This is a genomic window from Colwellia sp. RSH04, assembly GCF_003545765.1.
Classification (GTDB): Bacteria; Pseudomonadota; Gammaproteobacteria; order Enterobacterales; family Alteromonadaceae; genus Colwellia.
This window is the reverse complement of the sequence record NZ_QXIO01000003.1, coordinates 199428-219074: the sequence shown is the minus strand read 5'-3', so window position 1 is coordinate 219074 and position 19647 is coordinate 199428. Positions and strand designations below refer to the sequence as shown.

Here is a 19647-nt window from a genome sequence, read left to right as displayed (position 1 = left end):
CAGAGTGATGAGGTGGGCGAGCTATGAATTCTGATGAAATATTTACTACCGAGTATTTGGTTGTAATAGATCAGAAAACCTCAAAAGCTCTTTATAATTTAGTTGATTCGAGCAGTATGCTTAATAAGATGCTGCAAAATGAATCTCCTATTAAAATTCAAAACAATCAAGTCATCTTTAACAAAGATAAATTTAAATACCATGTGATTCATGGTGTGGTGCCTGAGAAAACTCAGCGTTACTTTTATGTAACAATAAAAGCTAAAACAACGGAGTTAGTTTCTTACTCGAAAGCACTAAAGGAAATGAGAACTGTATTTAAAAACCAAGGCTTCATTGTGGAAACACTTCAAGATGACATTTCCTTTTTTTACTCTAAAAGAGCTTATTCCATGATTCATGAAATAGAAAGTTTGATGAGGAAATTCATTACTTTTTTCATGATCACCAAAGTAGGTAAAGATTGGGTTTCAAACAATCTACCTAAAAATGTAAAAGACTCTATCGCTAAAGCCAAAAATAGAAACTATGCTTCAGAGCTTCAGAAAATAGATTTCAAAGACTTAGGCCCAATTCTTTTTGATGATTATCAAAATGACAGTAACGCCAGACTCCATAAAGAAATAGAAAGCTATAAAGATAATGAAAATGTTCCAATTAAACAGCTTAAAGCCTTAATGCCTAAGTCTAATTGGACACGGTTCTTTAATAAACATGTAAATATTGAAGGGCCATCATTAAAAAAGAAATGGGAGAGGTTGTATGAACTAAGAAATGTAGTTGCTCACACTTCTAGTCTTAATAGTACCCAATTCGAAGAAATACATGAGTTAGTTGAAGAGTTAAAGCCTGAACTCGAAAAAGCTTTTGCTAATTTAGAAGAAGTAAAACTTAATAATTCTGACCGGTTAGCTATATCTGAAAAGATTGCCACTACTTTAGATGTAAAAGTTGGAGACTATTTTAATGAAATAGCTTTGCTACAAGAGGAAATAAAAGCAATAGATCCGAGTCAAAAGGAGTTACCATTAACAGAGCTAGTTAAGAGTTTAATTGATTCAAATAGAATAGAAAAATCAACAGGCCTCAAAGTTCAAAAGTTAATTCAATTGAAGGATAGTGTTTCATTTGAAGGTATTCCCTCAAATGAAAATATTGTGGAGTTAGCTAACAGAATAAATGATGTGCAAAAACAGATTCAAAAGACTTGGAGTAAAGAGGTCTTTTTAGCGATCGAAGAGCTAGGTGGTTACAGTACATTGGAAGATGTTTATAAACAAGTTGAGTCACAGACTCAAAGACATCTATTTGGATCATGGAAAACTAGTGTAAGAAGAGCTATCTATTCCAATTCGTCAGATGTGGAATTATTTAATGGTAAGTATGATATTTACAAGCAGGTATCGAAAGGTGTTTGGATGATAAGAAAAAATATTGCCCCTAAAATGCTAGATGAATTTTTAGGGAGCAAGAATGCTGAAAGTTAGAAAAAATTCATGGAGTGGGATTTTATCCGAAATTTTTACAAGGCTAGGAAACGCTTTAAAAAGCATTATGTTCATAGCTTACTTTATAGTTGGAGTTTTATTTATTGGCGGTATCGGTATTTGGCTTCCCCCATTAATAGAAAACACGTCCGCTGTATGGTTTGAGAGCCAAAGTATGTTCACTTTTTCTGTTGCCATATTGGGAACTTTGTTTGTTGAGGGCTTCTTAGGAAGAGGTAATAAACAAAACTTTGCAGCTTTAGGGCTAATTGTGGGGTTTATCGCGTTTCTTTTATGTAGTGTTGGTTATTTTTATACCCAGTCCGGTATTTCTTTGGCAGTAAATTGGGGGGCTGGACTTTCCTTACTTATATTTTTAATGGCAAATGTTAATGACCCGCGATTTGATGATGAAGAAGATGAACCTACCGCTGACTCTACGGGCTTTCCTAAAGCTGATGCTAACAAAATAACGGACAAAAAAGATGATTGAATTTCCTATAAAAATACCCGCTATTAAAGTTGAACAGCCTTTAGGTGAGTTTTATGTTGCAACACTAACGGCCAGAGAATTGTTGCAAACTTGCTACACGATCAAAGCTGAGATTTTACAAGATTATGATGACGAAACGACAAGTTATCTAGGAACGTTTGTAAACAAGCTTAAAGGAAACCAGAGGGTTAGAACGACAAAAAGATTAAATGAAATAAAAAGGTACACTGAAACCGTAGATGCTTGCTTTCCTAATTCGATAATTTTAGGAGCAAATTATGATGAAAATGGAAACTTAATAACAAATATTAATGATCGTTGGGAAGTTGAAGAGGTGGGAGACGGGTTTTATAACTTGATTATTCCTACAGGTAAAAAGTTAGCTTCAATTATCGATGGTCAACATAGAGTATTCGGATTTCAAAACTCCGAAGCTAAAGACATGTCATTACTCTGCTCCGTATTTATTGATTTGCCACTTCCATATCATGCTAGTATTTTTACGAATATAAACATGAATCAAAAAAGAGTAGATAAGAATCTTGCTTATAATTTATTTCAATTTGATATGGAGCAAGGGGAGCCAAGTTCATGGACACCCGAAACATTAGCTGTGTATTTTGCACGAGTGTTAGCAGAAGATGAATCATCACCATTAAGAGGCATGATCAAGCTTGGTCTAGCTAATACGAAAGCTGACTCAACCATATCGATGGCTTCAATCATAGATGGGATTTTATCTTTAATTACAAGTAATCCGAAAAATGATAGAGAGCTGATGCATACTATCTCCATTAAAGATGGACGAAATAGGGGGACAGTAAAAGATGTCACTACAAGTGCACCTCTAAGGGAATATTTCATCAACAATAAGGATAAGACCATTTTTGATATTGTTCTTAACTTCTTTAAGGCTTTAGAGTCAACGCTATGGAATCACGGTGTGTTTACAAAAACACTTGGTGTGCATGCATGCTTTGATTTTTTGAAATTCATATGTAAGAGCTATGATGGTAAGCAAGATTATAATGAAGATTTTTTCCTTGATCTATTTCAGCCTGTAGTATCAATTAACTTTGAAAGTGATTTTTTTGGTATACAAACGAAGCTCAGAAGTAGAATCAGAAACATTCTTTTTATTAAAAGTGGCCTAAAGACTATTGAAGAGGTAAACATAAAAGGTGAAGAACTAGAGTCTTATATAATTGTCCTGAAGGGTAAAAATTAAAATCGAAGCTAAAACTATCTCCCCCTTGATTTAAATATTTATCAAGGGGAAGAGAAGTTAAACTAAGTAATATAATTCACAGTCGAAAGTAAGCTTTTTGTATTACGAAAAGCGGATATACCATGCTCTACGTGAGAGGCCCAAGCAACTTGTAACTCTTTGCTTTCCAATTCAGGGTATTTTTTCTTAAGTAACAACTCAGTTACTAACTGAGTTTTACCAAGCCAGGTAAATTTATCCAATGTAAGGCTGCCATCGAGCTTGTATTCAACATTTGGCTGATAAGTATAATCAGACTCAATTGACCGGAAAAAGGCAATACGAGCTGATACGTTAGGCGTAATACCAGTATTAGCTTTTAGCTTTTTTAGTTGTTCCTCGACAGTTCGGTTTAGCTGCATTCGGTTGGGTAACATTATACTGCCTCCTTTTGAGCAACAACTGGGTTGATTTTCCAGAAGTAACCTTCATTTAATGTTGAGCATTTAGTTTTCTCATCAAATTCAATTTCAAAAGCATGTGAAATTTCGTGAGCCATTGTGCTAAAGAAGTCTTCATCAACCTCTGTATCTGTTGATAGTAAAATGACTTGTTCACCGGCTTCAGGGAAATAATGTTTAACCAGTTTGTCTCTGTGTTTTGAGTCTAATCTACCCAACGGTGTATCAACAACAACAGGTAATATTTTACCTGACAGCTTGCCAAGAGCTTCTAATATGGCAAAGGCAAAAATTTGTTTTTCACCAGCAGACATAGATCTTCTGTTAATCGCAACATCATCAGCATCAACGAGTGTTACATCAAACGTACTAGGATTAATCTTCGCTGAAAGCTTGAGATCTTCCTTTCGTGCTAACTTACGATAAGATTGGGCAAACAACTCTTCTAATTGGCTGACACGCATTTCCGTAAGCTGTGCTGCAAACTCATGTAATATTTTTGTAGTTGCATCAACACGACTAACCGCTTTTGAAATAGACGCTTCCGTTTTTTGACTGGTATAAAGCTTTTCTAATTTCTTAGCTAATTCTAGGGCTTTAGTGATAAAAGATTTAGCTTTAACCAAATGATGACCGTATTGAGTCTTAAGTTTATGCTTTTCTGTGTCTAACTTACGTAAATTGTCATAAAGACTTGTAAGCTCTTCTTCATCTGGTGCTCGTTGAATGTTTATAGAGACAGATTCTAAAGCTTGCTCAGTTTCCATTAACTCTTGGGTTAGTTCAGTGCAGTGCGCTTTAGCTTCTGATGCATCTTTTATTTGAGCTTGAATCAAATTAAAGTCAGTATTTGATATATCAAGTTCTATTTTATCAGTTGATTCCTCAGTAACCGAGCTAAAATACTCGTTGATTGTCGCTAATAACTCATCTGAATCACTTTTAAACTGGGATTTTATTACTGCTTCTAATCCCGTTAAGTTTTCATTTAATTTCTTCGAAAAAGCTTGTGACTCTTTTACTTCTTGCTCTTTCGATAGTGTCTTTATTAATTCAGCCATTGCATTAGGTGCTAATGATAATGGAAGTGAACCATCTAACTCACCAAGTAATTTAGTTTCTAATATCGCTTTATGCTTAATTAAGTCACTTGCTTTATCTTTTTCATCGTTCTTAGTTTTAGCCCAGGCACCACCACGATCTTGAATTTTTTGTTCGGCCTCACGAACTTGTAATTCAAGATCAGCTAATTTTCTTTTAACTTGATCTTCGCTTTCACGCTCTTTATTGGCTTGTAATAATAGCTCTTTCTTTTCTAGCTCAAGATCACTGATGATTTTAACCGTTTTAGCATCAGCCGCTTTTTGACTGACCTGTTTTATGTAAATGTCTAAATCATCAGAAAGACGATTGATTACATCAATCCCCAATAATTTCTGAACTGCTTCTTTGAGGTATGAGCCAGTATCATCTTCTGCAAGCTCAGCAATTTTTTCACCATCAAAAAAGAATAAATCGCCAATACCGGGAGGCACTAATTCATGAAGAAAACTTTGAACTTGTTCTGTGGTAAGTGATTCTTCACAAACATCATTCTTGAATAGAATAAGGGACTCATCCGCATCTAATGACCAGTTGCGTACAACACGATATGTGCTGTGCTTGCCTTGATGTGTATGAGTAAACTCTAGACTTACTTTAGCAACAGGATCAGTATTATCCTTTACTGCCTTTTTATTAATTTGTTCGGCTAGGTACTCATTAAAATCTTTTTTAGATACAGCATTACCAATGGCCTTCCTACCTAATAACGCTAAACGAATAGCCGTTAAAATTGAGGTTTTACCTGCACCATTTAAACCACCAAACAAAACAACTGGCTTAGATAGTAATCCATCTCGTCTAGGTGCTAATTCAATGTTGTGGAGTCCGTTAAAAACACGGAAATTCTCTAAGGAAAGTGTTTTAAAAATCATTACAAACCTTCCTTTTCAATTAATTTATTCAATTGTTCTAATTCTTCCGCGATAGAAATAACTTCTTTTGACTGGCGCATTTGATTCTGTCTGCTTTCTAGGTTTTTCTCGATAATTTCTTCTGCTGATTCCCAGTCTTGCTGAACAATTCTGCCAATTTTTGTAAAAATACCTGTTCTACGAGATAAACCACTCATTGATGTTTCTAAATCAATAAGTTTTTTAATCATTTGCGGAGCAACATCATATTTAGGTGATAACTCATTAATTAACTTAGCTTCTTCATGACTAAATTGATTAGTGTCATCAATAGTCCAATCCAGGTCATATCCAAAGATATCATTGAAGATCTTTGGTAATGAGTCTTCCCAATCAGGTTCGTTAGGATCATTTAGCCATTCGTGACGAACTGCGTGAAGTTCAGGTATTGTAATTAACTCTACATCTTTATTTATTTTACTTAATTGATGTTGGGTTTCTAACAACTCCCTCAGAAATTGTTGTCTAAAACTCAGCAAATATGGGCCAAAAGTATAACCTTCGGTCATTTCTTTTTTGCCATCAATAGTCAGAGTTTTAAAAGCCATTCGACCATCTCTACGAATGTGGCTGCGGTATTTGCCTTTGTCTTCAATAATAGTAGTGTCAGCGAGCTTGTTACGTAAATCAAGCAATGGCTTCATCCACTCTTCGCCATTTTGAATCAAGCTTTCCATTGCTCTATCTTTAGTTACAACAGTGCAAGTCCAGCAACCAAAACGAGAGTTACCGCAAGATGGTGTGGTTTCATCAATAACCATAGGGCATTCACCTTGCCCTGAAGAATCTTTGTAAAGGTTCCAAAGAATAAGGTTCTTACCTCCCCATGGGTTTTCCCATTCGAGATCGTATTTATCAGACCACTTGTTTCTAATTCCGTTAGGAGTTTCTTCGCTCACAAGGTGGCATAAACGCAAAATTTTCCATACATCATCAACATGCCACGTATCAATTGGCGTATAAATAAAGGCATTAGATAATGTGGTATGTTTAGCTAGTACTGTTCCATTAATTTTATGTTTAGCAATAACCTGCGCACGAGATGCACTTTCTTGAGAACGCGAACCTAAAACAACGATTACTTCATCATACTGACTTACTTTGTCGGTAATAAATGTACTTACGGGATCTATTTTCATCCGTTCTGTACACCACCTAAAGCTTCTTGTGGGTGCAGGGTAGCCTTTACCTAATAAATTAGCCCAGAAGGTTTCATTCGTTTTAGGTACAACCTTGTGTGAAGTTATAGGTAAGTTATCTCTTTTAGCTCCACGCTCTATTGCTTCTAATGAGTTATTGACGTGATTAACAACAATAGGTGTTTCTACTAAGGTGTCTGAAGCAACAACAAACACAGGCTTATGACGTTCTTCTGGCTTTAAACCAAGTAATGCCATATAAATAAGAGCCATTACTGCGGAGGAGTCTTTACCACCACTATATCCAAGCACCCAAGGGCGATTATCAGCTAAATAAACACGCTGTGTATCGGCAATATATTCACTCAGGTATCTGCCTGAGAACTGTTCATTTTCGATGAAATCAATATATTCTTCATCTAGGTCATGCTTATTTAATAAATTCATGCGTTAAGTAATTCTTTTTCTTTTGTTAGGTCTTCACTTGAGATAGGGAGACCGATTTGTCGTTTAATTTCGGTGGCAGTTAAGAAAATATTCGAGACCGCTTTGGATAATCGTCCATGTTGCATAGCCCTATTTGACCAATCTGAATTAGATTTAAGCCAGTTAAGATGCTTTAAGGATTCAAATTTTTCAGCTTGCTCTGATTCACTAAGTAAGCAAATTTCTTTGCCAACAATAGCTAACGCTTGAAGGCCAATGCCGTGAGCGGTTATAAATTCTTGTCTGAATTCTGCGGCAGATAGTGTTTTAGCCTGCACTTGTTGCCACTCAATCATATGCTTATTTAATTTGTTCCAAAAATCTTCTGCTAATTTTTGCTCTTCATCATTAAAACCATCTTTGGCACCTTTTCCAAAAAGTGCTCTGGTTGCTTGTTTTATACCACTTAATGTGAATATTTTATGGCTTCTGACTGAAATAGTAGAGCGTTCAAACTCTGTATAACCAACAAATGGTTTTGCATTCATTGATAAATAACGAGCAAGCTCAGATGCCTGATCTCTATGATCATAAAGAGTACCTAATGAAGAGCTTGGTCTAACAGCGTACTTATTTAAATCTGCAAACATTTGCTGGCTACGCTCTATACCTTCAGAAACAAAAAACAAAACGGCAATATTGTCTTGGCCTAGTTCTGGATTTTCTTTAATTGCCTCTTCAATCGCAGCTCTACGATGCTGACCATCGTTTATTAACATTTGAGAATCCATAGGAACACTTAAAGTCCCCATGTTATTGATACCATCAGCTTCTATAAATTTAAAATCTGATTCAGATTCCACAGATGCCGTTAATGCTGAAAATACGTATTCTTTGGGGGAGTCTACAAGGTAACGAGTCATTTCAGGAATGCGGCTTTTATTTAATGTGCGCTGTGCTCTTAACTCCGCAGGTACTTCTTCTTCATTATAACTGAATATTTTAGGGATTATACGTAGCGGACATGTTGCTATGTAAAATGGTTTTCCGGCTTGCACTGCTCTAATAGCAGGGAAGGAGTAGCAATAGTTGTTGTCGAAAGAGTCCATGATGTAAAGTCTTTATTACGTATTGTACGTAATAATATCACGTACAAATTGAGTTATGAACTGTAATATTGATTTTGTACGTGATTTTTAGAAAAATTAATCTTTTTTATTAATGGTTACTTCAATATTTTTGCTATCACCAGCAAACCATTTTTGAACATAGATACTACCAATAACTGGCGGCATTCCATCTTCTGGTACTTCTTTATATCGGACACTATTTTTATTGTGTTTTTCAAATTCGAACTTAACTTTTTTCTCAGTCATGTATGGATTCTTTACTATAAGTTTTGAAAGGAAGTTTATATATGAAAAGGCTCAAATGCTATAAATCCGATAACCTTTTATTTCTTTATTTAGAGCAGATAATTTTCCATTGAATTCATTGATAGACATATGTTGTTCTCCTGGCGATTGAACAGCACCTAATTGAATAAGCTTTCTGTCTAAACGCTCCTGATCTTTATATTGCTCATCCTTGTTATCCATGAACTCATGTTTATTTAATAGTGGTGGCCGCTTGATTTCATTAACGTAGTCAAAGTAATCAATGTCTTGCTGGGCAAGTTTTACCTTAACGCGTTCAGTAATTCTAGGGACTGCTTTATTATAAAAATCATCATAAACCATAAATGTTACTTTACCGGAAGTGAGGTGGATTTTTATTACATCCGCCTCATTCCAATCACCATACATAACGGCAGCCGCGCCAACATAAATTCTTAAAATAACTGGCAGTTCATTGATGTATTTTGCATGTAGAAGAAATGAGTGATTAACGTTATATATTGATGGGATATACTTTGATGCTTTCAACGCTGCGTTTTGAAGTAATTCGTTATTAGCAATCTTAAATAATAAATCTTTAGCTTCTTCACGTCCTGAGTTAATCGATACAAAGAATGCTTTGATATCACGTTTCTTTTCCTCTGACATGTTCTTATATGGTAATCGTTTAGAGAAAAGCCCTAATGCAAAATAAACAAGATAATCTTCCTGCCTTTGAACCTTTGCTTGTTCAAACTGCTCTTTTCTTTCACATGTCATTAATAGGTTAAATAATTTCTTGGCACTGCCAAAAATGTCTATCACGGTTTTAGTTTCATTAAATTCATCTGAAGCAGGTATGCGTCCATATGTTAGTACCGCATTCCAATAGCTTTCAACTAACTGATGATGCTCCTCAATTAGTAAAGTGTTTCTCTCTGACTTTGAAGGAGGCTTATTCAGCGTAGTCCACTGCCTACGTCTTCTTAATTTTGAGGAAAGGTACTTTTGTTCTTCTAACTCATCCTTAAAAATAATAAAAATACCAGGACCAACAGAAATAGCTGACTTATCTAAAGAGTCTTCAATAAACAGTTGTAGCTCACTTTGAAAGTAATATTTCTGAAAGGTATTTCGTGAAGTGATAACACCATCTTTATAGGGTGTCATTTGAGAAAGTTTAGATTCACTTGCTAACATACAAGATACAATTAATATTTTATCTGACAATGCAAAAGCATTGTGAAGTGCTTCTATTCTTTCAGCCACATCTTCAATAACATTTAAAATAAAGCCTAGGTTAACAATGTCAGCATTGTATAGTTCGGCATCTGGTTTAAAGTTTGGATCCCATCCGGATGCATCGATACCATTGGCTTGCAGTTCGGCAATATCGTCACCTAAACCGCATCCGTAATCAAAAACACTATAAGCGCCACTAAGGTAACCTTTCTTAAATAGTATTTTCAGAGGGCTGCTCAATCCATGGCGAACAATGGCGGTTTTATGTCTGTTGATTTGCTTATCATCAACACAAGTAAACGCACTATTTCTGAAAAGTCGGCCATCAACTAATTCATATCCAGCGTTATTTATAGTTGAAACCCAGCCCAGCTTAAAACCAATAGCCCTGGTATTTTCATAAAGCCCTGCTTGCTCTCCCTCTTGCGTTATGATCGAGAACTCTTCATAAGAAGGGTGATCTTTAGTAACCATTAATTCTTTTCTATGAAGTACTGGTGGGTTATCAGAATTTGCATAGTCATTAATACGATGATGCTTTTTTTCTAAATCTACAAATAAGCTATGATTTAATTCGGGGTATGATTTTTCTTCAAAATCAGGATAGCTTAAAAGTGAAAACTTAAAATCATTTTTCCAGAATTTGGCGATATTCCAATCATAGTCTTCTAGTTTTAATGCTGATTGAATTCTATTTAGGAAAGATGTTAACTGTTCATTTTGAAGTGCTGATTTGTGAATATAGATAGCTTGCGGTGTTAATTTTCCGCAAGGTAGATCTTTAACTAATAATTGAAATTGCTCAAAGTTCATCTGCTATACCGATAAGATTAGATAACTCTTTGCATGTACCTCGCTTTCCTGGAAACCTTCTGCCATCCATTCTCATATTCATTATTTGAATGAATCGACTGTTTTCTGGTCCGAAGCTTAAATGAACTGGACGCTCATTACCGTATAGATACATTCTATCAAGCTGTAGCTTATCAGCAGCCCATTTAGCTATTTCATACATGTTACTTTCAAATCCTGTGACAACAATATCGCAAGCAGCTCCACCTCTACCGCAAATAACCTTACCCCTAGAGTTCTTTTCATAAGAAGCGTGTTGATCAAGATTAGGGGCTATGTGGCTAGGATTTAGTTTTTGTATTTCTTTAAGGAGACTATGTGATGTGAAGCCGTAGGTGACAGATACTTCACCAAATTCATTTTGGATAGGGAGTAAAATATTAGAACACAAATCGCTTATTGCATTGATGCTTTGTTCATTAGGGATGTTATCAATAGTTGGATAGCGATATTGATGCCAATTAACTACTTTGTCCTTTAGTTCACTATTTGACATTCGGTTCACTAAACTTTTTAGGCAATTTATAAAAATATGCATTACCAATTTTTTTGAATTCCAGCTTACCTTTTTCGCGAAGGTGCATTAGTTCACAACCAGTTATCTTTAGATGTGTTCTAATTTCTTTAGAAGATAACCAGTCGTCTATATGAGCAATAGTTAATGACATAGTAATAAATAGTTATATATCGATGACATGTATATTAGCGGAAGAAGTAGATTTGTGCAGCCTGTAACAAATTCATATCAGGTACAGCGTATGCCTTCAGTTGTTAGGATTCCAAAAAATTCGTGTTAAGCCCTTTGTTTTAAAGTAAAATTAAAATTCTCTATCAGTTTCACCGTTCTGGGCATCCACTTCTGACACTAAAACCATCAAAAACCAGCAAAATTAACAGAAATTTATTTTATTTTACTGACAAATTACCACTAAAGATCCACAAAACTCCACAATATCATCTACTTCCCCGTAAGCCTTAATATTACTAGTATTGAAACTGGTTACAGCCAAGTTGTTTTCCTTATTATCTGCTTGACATAGCTTTGCATTGTTCACTAAACTGTATCAATGTGGAAAAAAGTGGGAAATTGTGGATCTTAATTACATAACCACTTTTACTTGGATATAAAAACAACAAATTAGATACAAAATAATCAGTTATGTTTAGAGGCGCTAGCTCAATTACATTAGATAGTAAAAATAGGATCACGGTACCTACTCGGTATCGCGAAGAGCTATTTGCTGATTGCCAAGGACAAATGATTTGTACCGTTGATATTCAACACCCGTGTTTATTGCTATACCCATTGCCAGAATGGGAAGAAATTGAGCTGAAGCTTTGTAATTTATCCAGCATGGATAAACAGGAGCGATTATTACAGCAAGTACTGCTGGGTAATGCGACTGATTGTGATATGGATAAAAATGGACGTTTATTACTTAATGGTCCGTTAAGACAACATGCAGGATTAGAGAAAAGCATTATGTTAGTGGGTCAGTTAAAGAAATTTGAAATATGGAGTGAGGCTGCATGGCAAGCTCAAATGCAGCAAGGCATAAATAAAATTCAATCTGGCGAAATTGAACTAACAGAACGATTACTTGATTTGTCGTTGTAAGCGAAAATCACGTGACTAATAATAAGTAACAAAGGTTATAAGAATAACAATATGGAATTTGATAAATCACATATTAGTGTCTTGCTAAGTGAAGCTGTTGATGGTTTAGACATTGATCCAGATGGCTGTTACATCGATTGCACCTTCGGTCGCGGTGGACACTCTGGTTTGATTTTATCAAAACTGTCTGACAATGGCAGGCTCATTGCCATTGATAGAGATCCTACGGCAATTAAAGCGGCGGAGAAATTTAGTGATGACCAGCGCTTTTTAATTGAGCATCAAGGTTTCGCCCATTTAGCTGAAATAGCAGATAAGCATAATTTAACCCGAAAAGTAGATGGTATTTTACTCGATCTTGGGGTGTCTTCACCGCAACTTGATGTTGCAGAGCGTGGCTTTAGCTTTATGAATGATGGCCCACTTGATATGCGTATGGATACAACAAAAGGTCAAACGGCAGCACAGTGGATAGCAGTTGCTGATGTCGAAGATATTACATGGGTTTTGCGTACTTTTGGTGAAGAAAAACATGCGTGGCGAATTGCCAATGCGATTGTAGAAGCTCGAGAAGAAGCGTTAATCGAAAGAACAGGGCAATTGGCGAGCATCATTAAAAAAGCTGCGCCACAAAGAGAAATAAAAAAACACCCTGCAACACGAAGTTTTCAAGCTATTCGCATGTATATCAATAGTGAACTTGAGCAAATTGAAAAGGCACTTGCTGCTTCACTATCTGTTTTGGCTGAGCATGGTCGTTTGGTCGTGATAAGTTTTCACTCGTTAGAAGACAGATTAGTGAAGCAATTTATGAAAAAACATTCACAGCCTAAAAAAGTACCGCGTGGATTACCTATCAGCGAAGAAGAATTACATAAAGGCAAGAAATTACAGTTAGTGGGGAAAAAACAAAAACCGAGCAAATCTGAAGTAACAGAAAATGTACGTTCAAGAAGCTCTGTTTTACGTGTTGCTGAACGATTAGCACATACAGAAGAATAAATTATGGCAGTAAGTCGAACTGCACTCGTTACTGATATTTGGCAAGACATTGTTCGTTATGCATTGAGTTATCTTTTACTTGTTGCTGTAGTGATTTCAGCTTTTTCAGTTATTTACTATACCCATGTGAATAGACAGACAACGAGTGAGTTAGAAGTACTATTAAGTCAAAGAGACGAATTGAATATTGAGTGGCGAAACTTACTGTTAGAGCAGAATAGCTTAGCAGAACATAGTGCGATTGAGAGTAAAGCAACGAAGCTTCTTAAGATGAAAAGACCCGATACAAAATCAGAAGTCATTATTAACTTACCATAAATGGTATTTTTAAAGAGATATAAGCAACAAAATGACCAAAGGCGATACCATAAAATCAGCCAAAAAATTAGGCAATAATGGCCAACCAAGTACTGCCGCATGGCGTTTTTACTTGGTTATGGTTGTCGTGGTCTTAATTTATGTTGGTCTGATGGTACGCAGTGCTTATATTCAGATTGTTGAACCTGAAATGCTGAAGAAGCAAGGTGATATGCGTTCGTTAAGAGTACATGCTGACAGAGTGCAACGAGGTTCAATTGTTGATAGAAACGGTACTGAATTAGCGATTAGTGTGCCGGTAGAAACAGTGTGGGCTGATCCTAAAATTATTATGGATAATAATGCCTTAGCCATGTCAGAACATTGGCAAGCACTCGCTGATGTCCTTGATCAAGATATTAATAAGTTAACATTACGTATTGTCAAAAATCCAAGAAAACGTTTTGTTTATTTAGAGCGTAAAATCTCTCCTGCCATGGCAAGTTATATTCGAGAATTAAAAATACCGGGTATTCACTTACGCAAAGAATCTAAACGATTTTACCCAACGGGAGAAATTAGTGCTCATCTTGTGGGGTTTACCAATGTTGATGATAAAGGCATTGAAGGTATTGAGCGACTTTATGATCAAATGCTTACGGGTAAAGGCGGAGAAAAACGTTTTAGAAAAGATGCTAAAGGCAGAAAAATAGAAATATTGTCTGTTGAAGAGTCAGAACAAGCGCAAGATATTACATTAAGCATTGACCAACGTATTCAAGCAATTGCATACAAAGAATTAAAAGGTGCAGTGCAAGCTTTTAAAGCAGCTTCTGGTTCAGTCGTAGTTGCTAATGCTCACACTGGAGAGATATTAGCTATTACGAATAGCCCATCTTATAACCCCAATAATAGAAGAAATACGGCGTTACACCGCTTTCGAAATCGCGCTATTACCGATATATATGAGCCTGGTTCAACAATGAAACCTCTTACGGCGCTTACTGCGCTTGAGTTCGGTTCTGCCCAAGTAAATACTGTAATCAATACTAGCCCTGGTTGGATGAGATTGGGCGGAAGAAGAGTAAGCGATCCCATTAATCGCGGTAAATTATCTATCGAAGAAATCTTAATTCATTCATCAAATATGGGGACAACAAAATTAGCCCTGTCAGTTCCTAAAAATTACTTGCTTGATAAATTTTTTGATGTGGGCTTTGCCGAAGATACGGGTACAGATTTAGTGGGTGAAAGTACCGGTATGATGCATGACAGACAACGTTGGTCTCAGTTTGAATTAGCGACGTTATCTTGGGGGTATGGGTTAGCTATCACCCCTTTACAATTAACAAGGTTTTATACTGCGCTTGCCAATGGTGGCGTAAAGCGTGAACTGTCCATTGTTAAAACAGATAAGCCTAGTGAAGGTGAGCGCATTTTTTCTGAGAAAAATAGTAATGCAATCGTAAACATGCTTGAAACCGTTGTTGATGAGCATGTACCTAAAGCAAAAGTTGAAGGGTATCGTGTTGGCGGAAAGACAGGTACATCGTTTAAAGCGGTTGCTGGTGGTTATGGTAATGATTATGTTGGATTATTTGCGGGTGTCGGTCCCATTTCAAATCCAGAGTTAGTCGTTGTAGTGGTTATAAATGATCCCGGTGGAGATTTATATCATGGCGGTGAAGTGGCTGCGCCAGTCTTTTCTCGCATAATGAAAGGTGCATTAAGGGTGCTAAATATTGCCCCTGATGCTTCAAGTAAAGTCGCTGAGTCAAATAAGAATACACAAAGCAATGCTGTAACTAAATCGTATCAAGATGATGGAGGTTTAGATGCATAAGCCTCAGTGTCAAAACATAATTGCAGCACTAAACCTTTTTAATATTAAGGTTAGTGAAGAGTTAAATTTGTCGGTTAAAACAGGTAATTTGCACAATGACAGTCGCAAAGTTCAGTTAGGTGATATTTTCTGTGCAATAAAAGGCACCGTAGAAAATGGTGACAAATATATAGAAAGTGCAATCAAAGCTGGTGCTTGTTTAATTATATCAGAATGCGCTGCATCGAATGAACATGGCCAATTAACGTGGTCTTCTCATAAAAAATCGGTAGCGATATTAAGCTTTTACCAACTAAATCAATCATTGTTTGAATTAGCAAAAAGTTATTATCATAACCCTCAAGATAAGATGCGCATGATAGGTATCACAGGGACAAATGGTAAAACAAGCACCACCCAGTTGGTTGCTCAATTATTGTCGTCTATCGAATGTGAAGCAAAATTAAATCAACAATGCGCGATAATAGGCACTAACGGTGCTGGCGTTTTTGATCAGTTAACTCCTCTTGCTAATACCACGCCAAGCGCAACGGAACTTCATCAATTATTTTATCGTTTTGAGCAGCAAAATATTGAGTATGTCGCTATGGAAGTGTCTTCTCATGCGCTTGAGCAACATCGAGTTAATGCAGAGCTATTTGATTCGGCAATATTTACTAATTTAAGTCGTGATCACCTTGACTATCATGGCTCAATGGAAAATTACGCTGCTGCTAAACGTAAATTATTTGTAGCGAATCACAAGCAAATTGCGATACTTAACGATGATGATGATTGTGTTCAACAGTGGTTAAAGACTTGGCCAGAAGATCAAGTGTTGTGGCTATATGGAAGAAATGAGCGTATAGCAAAAAATAAACATTACGTATTAGCTCAAGATATTCAACATCATTTAGCTGGTGTGACGTTTACTTTGAACACTCATCTTGGTTCAGTTGAAGTATCTAGCCGATTACTTGGCGACTTTAACATTGATAACCTTTTAGCTGCTATTGCCGTGACCATGGTTGAACTTAGCCAGAAACAAGCTTTGTTGTCTGAGTTTTTACAATCACTATCAAAAGCGATAGCAAAAATTAAACCAATAGCTGGCCGAATGGAAGCAATAAGTGGTGAAGGGCTAGCAACGACGGTAGTCGATTATGCACATACTCCAGATGCTTTAGAAAAAGCACTTATTGCCTGTAAAGAGCATTGTAAAGGTGAGCTATTTGTTATCTTTGGTTGTGGTGGCGATAGAGATAAAGGAAAAAGGCCTTTAATGGCTCAAGCGGCAGAAAAACATGCTGATCATCTAATCATTACCAATGATAACCCTCGAACTGAATCACCTGAAGCCATTGTTAATGACATGCTTACAGGCATTGCCAATATCGAACAAGCAAGACTTCAAATTGTACTTGATAGAAAAAAAGCGACTATTGAAACACTAGATCGTGCTAGTGCAAATGATATCGTATTGCTAGCGGGTAAGGGCCATGAAGATTACATTATTATAGGCAATGAAACACTATCGTATGATGAACGTAAAGTCGTTACTCAATACTACCAAGTTAATCAAACTGCAGATGAAATTAAAACCAAATCAAATCAACAACTGCATAACTGCGGGGTAAATAAATGATCCCTTTAACTATTGAAAATATAGCTGTTGCCGCAGAGGGAACTTTGTATGGCTCAGAAAAATTAGCGCAGTTTCAAATCACTAATATTGTTACTGACAGTCGAGTCTTTGAACAAGAGAACAAAGCCGATCAAACTGCATTCTTAGCGCTTAAAGGGGCTAACTTTGATGGGCATCGGTTTGTTAAAGCGGTTGTTGAAAATGATTGTATTGCAGTCATTGTCGAACAGCATCTACCAGAGTTTGATGAAAACCAGATTGCTCAAATTGTTGTACAAGATACCCGTGTCGCACTAGGTAAACTCGGAGCTTACGTTAAAAAAGTAGTCGCTCCTAAAACCGTTGCTATTACAGGCAGTAGCGGTAAAACCACAGTAAAAGAAATGGTTGCCGCTATTTTATCAAGACTAGGCAATGTATTAGCGACTTTAGGGAATTTTAATAATGAAATTGGCGTGCCTTTAACTTTATTACGCTTAGATAAAACGCATGAGTTTGCTGTTATTGAACTGGGCGCTAATCATATTGGTGAAATTGCCTATACCACTAATTTAGTAAAACCTGATGTAGCTGTTATCAATAACATTGCTGCGGCTCATTTGGAAGGATTTGGTGACTTGTGCGGAGTTGCAAGAGCTAAAGGTGAAATATTCTCAAGCTTAACTTCACAAGGCGTTGCTTTATATAACAAAGATACTCGCTATACCGATAAATGGCAGTGGCGTTTAATTGATAAAAATGTCCGTACTTTTTCATGTTTTAGCGAAGCCGATTGCTTTAGTAGTGATGTGCAATTAGATCAGCTGGGTTGTGCCAGTTTTCAATTGCATACTCGCCAAGGGCAATGCTTAGTTAAATTAAATATTCCAGGCAAGCATAATGTTTGTAACGCAGTAGCGGCAGCAAGCATCGCATTAGAGTTTGGCGCTAGTTTAGACGACATTTGTCATGGCCTAGCACAAATGAAGCCAGTAAAAGGGCGATTAAACCTATACCAACTTACCGACAAGGTAAAATTAATTGATGATAGTTACAATGCAAATTTAGAATCAGCAAAAGCTGCTGCTCAGTTGCTATCTTCATACCCTGGTAAGCAAATTCTTATTTTAGGTGATATGGGCGAATTAGGTGCTCAAGCACGCAGTTATCATCAACAAGTGGGCGAGTTTGCTGCAGAATTAGATATTAACACCTTATTAACTCTCGGGGTGCTAAGTCAAAGCGCTTGTGATGGTTTTTGTGCCAATAAGTCAATAAACGAGGCGAATAGTAGCCAACACTTTTCTCATAAAGATGATTTGTTAAACCATATTTATGAGGAGTTTAATCAATTACTTAGTGATAGTGAAGAACAGATAGCGATATTAATTAAAGGATCGCGCAGTGCTCATATGGAACATGTTGTAAAAGCCATTATTGAGTGGTTTGAGCAATATGAAGCTTTACAGAATAAAGAGGTAATATCTTAATGTTATTATGGTTAGGAGAGTATTTAACTCAATTTTATTCTGCCTTTAACGTTTTTTCGTACTTAACGTTTAGAGCAATTATTAGTACGCTAACTGCGTTACTCATTTCGTTGTATTTTGGTCCCAAGTTAATCCGATATTTGCAAGCAATGCAAATAGGACAAACGGTACGAGATGATGGCCCTGAAAGTCACTTATCTAAATCAGGTACTCCGACAATGGGGGGGATATTAATCTTAGCCTCAATTGTAACCAGCGTTTTGTTATGGGCAGATTTATCCAATCGTTATGTCTGGGTTGTATTGTTTGTCGTGGTCAGTTTTGGTGTCATAGGTTTTGTCGATGATTACCGCAAAGTTATTCGAAAAGATTCAAATGGATTAATTGCTAAGTGGAAGTATTTTTGGCAAACCGTAGCAGGCCTTGCTACCGCAATTTTTTTATATGCTTCAGCTCAAGCGCCAGAAGAAACATCATTACTGATCCCGTTTGTTAAAGATGTATTACCGCAGCTTGGCATCCTTTATTTAATTTTGACTTACTTTGTTATTGTTGGCACTTCTAATGCCGTTAACTTAACCGATGGTTTAGATGGCTTAGCTATTGTGCCAACCATTATGGTGGCGGGTGCATTTGCTGTGTTTGCTTATGTGACAGGCCATGTAAATTTCTCTAGTTATTTAAATATTCCATATATTCCTTTAACCAGTGAATTGGTTGTGGTTTGTACAGCCATTGTTGGAGCTGGCTTAGGCTTTTTATGGTTTAACACTTATCCTGCTCAAGTCTTTATGGGTGATGTCGGTTCATTAGCTTTAGGTGCTGCATTAGGTGTTATCGCCGTGTTAGTGAGGCAAGAGTTAGTATTATTCATTATGGGCGGTGTTTTTGTGATGGAAACTATGTCAGTAATATTGCAAGTCGGCTCATATAAAATGCGCGGTCAACGAATCTTTAGAATGGCTCCAATACATCATCATTATGAATTGAAAGGCTGGCCTGAGCCACGTGTTATTGTCAGGTTTTGGATTATTTCACTTATTTTAGTTTTAGTGGGTTTAGCCACACTAAAATTACGATAAAACAGTTAGATAGG

The 19647-nt window shown here is 36.4% G+C and carries 17 protein-coding genes; 10 read left to right on the top strand and 7 right to left on the bottom strand.

Annotated features, from left to right (window positions below):
* The first annotated feature begins 23 nt into the window (after nucleotides 1–23).
* From D1094_RS06525 to D1094_RS06515, 3 genes are read left to right on the top strand one after another with little or no spacing between them, the layout of a single operon-like run.
* The gene (locus D1094_RS06525; protein WP_118959288.1) at nucleotides 24–1487 is read left to right on the top strand and encodes a HEPN domain-containing protein; all 1464 of its coding nucleotides are present in this window, start codon (nucleotides 24–26) and stop codon (nucleotides 1485–1487) included.
* On the top strand, nucleotides 1474–1980 hold the full coding sequence (locus D1094_RS06520) for a hypothetical protein (RefSeq protein ID WP_118959287.1): 507 nt from the start codon (nucleotides 1474–1476) through the stop codon (nucleotides 1978–1980). The genes D1094_RS06525 and D1094_RS06520 overlap by 14 nt, the downstream gene beginning before the upstream one ends.
* Nucleotides 1973–3208, top strand: coding sequence for a DGQHR domain-containing protein (locus D1094_RS06515; RefSeq protein ID WP_118959286.1), 1236 nt, complete (start codon nucleotides 1973–1975; stop codon nucleotides 3206–3208). The genes D1094_RS06520 and D1094_RS06515 overlap by 8 nt, the downstream gene beginning before the upstream one ends.
* 62 nt (nucleotides 3209–3270) lie before the next feature.
* Here the strand turns inward: D1094_RS06515 and dndE are convergent, their stop codons facing one another.
* From dndE to D1094_RS06485, 7 genes are all read right to left on the bottom strand, one after another.
* A complete protein-coding gene (gene dndE / locus D1094_RS06510) occupies nucleotides 3271–3624 on the bottom strand; it encodes a DNA sulfur modification protein DndE (protein WP_118959285.1) in 354 nt (117 codons plus the stop codon).
* Nucleotides 3624–5624, bottom strand: a complete 2001-nt coding sequence (dndD, locus tag D1094_RS06505) for a DNA sulfur modification protein DndD (protein WP_118959284.1) — start codon at nucleotides 5622–5624, stop codon at nucleotides 3624–3626. Before dndD ends, dndE begins: the two co-directional genes overlap by 1 nt.
* On the bottom strand, nucleotides 5624–7249 hold the full coding sequence (locus D1094_RS06500) for a DNA phosphorothioation system sulfurtransferase DndC (protein ID WP_118959283.1): 1626 nt from the start codon (nucleotides 7247–7249) through the stop codon (nucleotides 5624–5626). Before D1094_RS06500 ends, dndD begins: the two co-directional genes overlap by 1 nt.
* Nucleotides 7246–8337 (bottom strand): DNA sulfur modification protein DndB, encoded by a 1092-nt coding sequence (gene dndB, locus D1094_RS06495; protein ID WP_118959282.1) that lies wholly within the window; start codon nucleotides 8335–8337, stop codon nucleotides 7246–7248. The genes D1094_RS06500 and dndB overlap by 4 nt, the downstream gene beginning before the upstream one ends.
* A gap of 96 nt (nucleotides 8338–8433) precedes the next feature.
* Entirely contained in the window at nucleotides 8434–8604 is a 171-nt protein-coding gene (locus D1094_RS18605) for a hypothetical protein (protein WP_182440110.1), read from the bottom strand.
* A 51-nt stretch (nucleotides 8605–8655) separates the two neighbouring features.
* Nucleotides 8656–10659 (bottom strand): DNA phosphorothioation-associated putative methyltransferase, encoded by a 2004-nt coding sequence (locus D1094_RS06490; RefSeq protein ID WP_118959281.1) that lies wholly within the window; start codon nucleotides 10657–10659, stop codon nucleotides 8656–8658.
* Nucleotides 10649–11203 carry a hypothetical protein gene (locus tag D1094_RS06485; RefSeq protein ID WP_147361060.1) on the bottom strand — a complete coding sequence of 185 codons (555 nt, stop codon included), beginning with the start codon at nucleotides 11201–11203 and terminating at the stop codon, nucleotides 10649–10651. The genes D1094_RS06490 and D1094_RS06485 overlap by 11 nt, the downstream gene beginning before the upstream one ends.
* 654 nt (nucleotides 11204–11857) lie before the next feature.
* On the opposite strand from D1094_RS06485, the gene mraZ reads away from it, so the two are divergent.
* From mraZ to mraY, 7 genes are read left to right on the top strand one after another with little or no spacing between them, the layout of a single operon-like run.
* Entirely contained in the window at nucleotides 11858–12316 is a 459-nt protein-coding gene (gene mraZ / locus D1094_RS06475; protein WP_118959278.1) for a division/cell wall cluster transcriptional repressor MraZ, read from the top strand.
* A gap of 51 nt (nucleotides 12317–12367) precedes the next feature.
* The gene (gene rsmH, locus D1094_RS06470; RefSeq protein WP_118959277.1) at nucleotides 12368–13318 is read left to right on the top strand and encodes a 16S rRNA (cytosine(1402)-N(4))-methyltransferase RsmH; all 951 of its coding nucleotides are present in this window, start codon (nucleotides 12368–12370) and stop codon (nucleotides 13316–13318) included.
* A 3-nt stretch (nucleotides 13319–13321) separates the two neighbouring features.
* Nucleotides 13322–13636, top strand: coding sequence for a cell division protein FtsL (gene ftsL / locus D1094_RS06465; protein WP_118959276.1), 315 nt, complete (start codon nucleotides 13322–13324; stop codon nucleotides 13634–13636).
* A 31-nt stretch (nucleotides 13637–13667) separates the two neighbouring features.
* Nucleotides 13668–15458 (top strand): penicillin-binding transpeptidase domain-containing protein, encoded by a 1791-nt coding sequence (locus tag D1094_RS06460; protein WP_118959275.1) that lies wholly within the window; start codon nucleotides 13668–13670, stop codon nucleotides 15456–15458.
* Nucleotides 15451–17082, top strand: a complete 1632-nt coding sequence (locus D1094_RS06455; protein ID WP_118959274.1) for a UDP-N-acetylmuramoyl-L-alanyl-D-glutamate--2,6-diaminopimelate ligase — start codon at nucleotides 15451–15453, stop codon at nucleotides 17080–17082. Before D1094_RS06460 ends, D1094_RS06455 begins: the two co-directional genes overlap by 8 nt.
* Entirely contained in the window at nucleotides 17079–18551 is a 1473-nt protein-coding gene (murF, locus tag D1094_RS06450; protein WP_118959273.1) for a UDP-N-acetylmuramoyl-tripeptide--D-alanyl-D-alanine ligase, read from the top strand. The genes D1094_RS06455 and murF overlap by 4 nt, the downstream gene beginning before the upstream one ends.
* Nucleotides 18551–19633: a phospho-N-acetylmuramoyl-pentapeptide-transferase gene (mraY, locus tag D1094_RS06445; RefSeq protein WP_118959272.1), complete on the top strand. Its 1083-nt coding sequence runs from the start codon at nucleotides 18551–18553 to the stop codon at nucleotides 19631–19633. The genes murF and mraY overlap by 1 nt, the downstream gene beginning before the upstream one ends.
* Nucleotides 19634–19647: the final 14 nt, after the last annotated feature.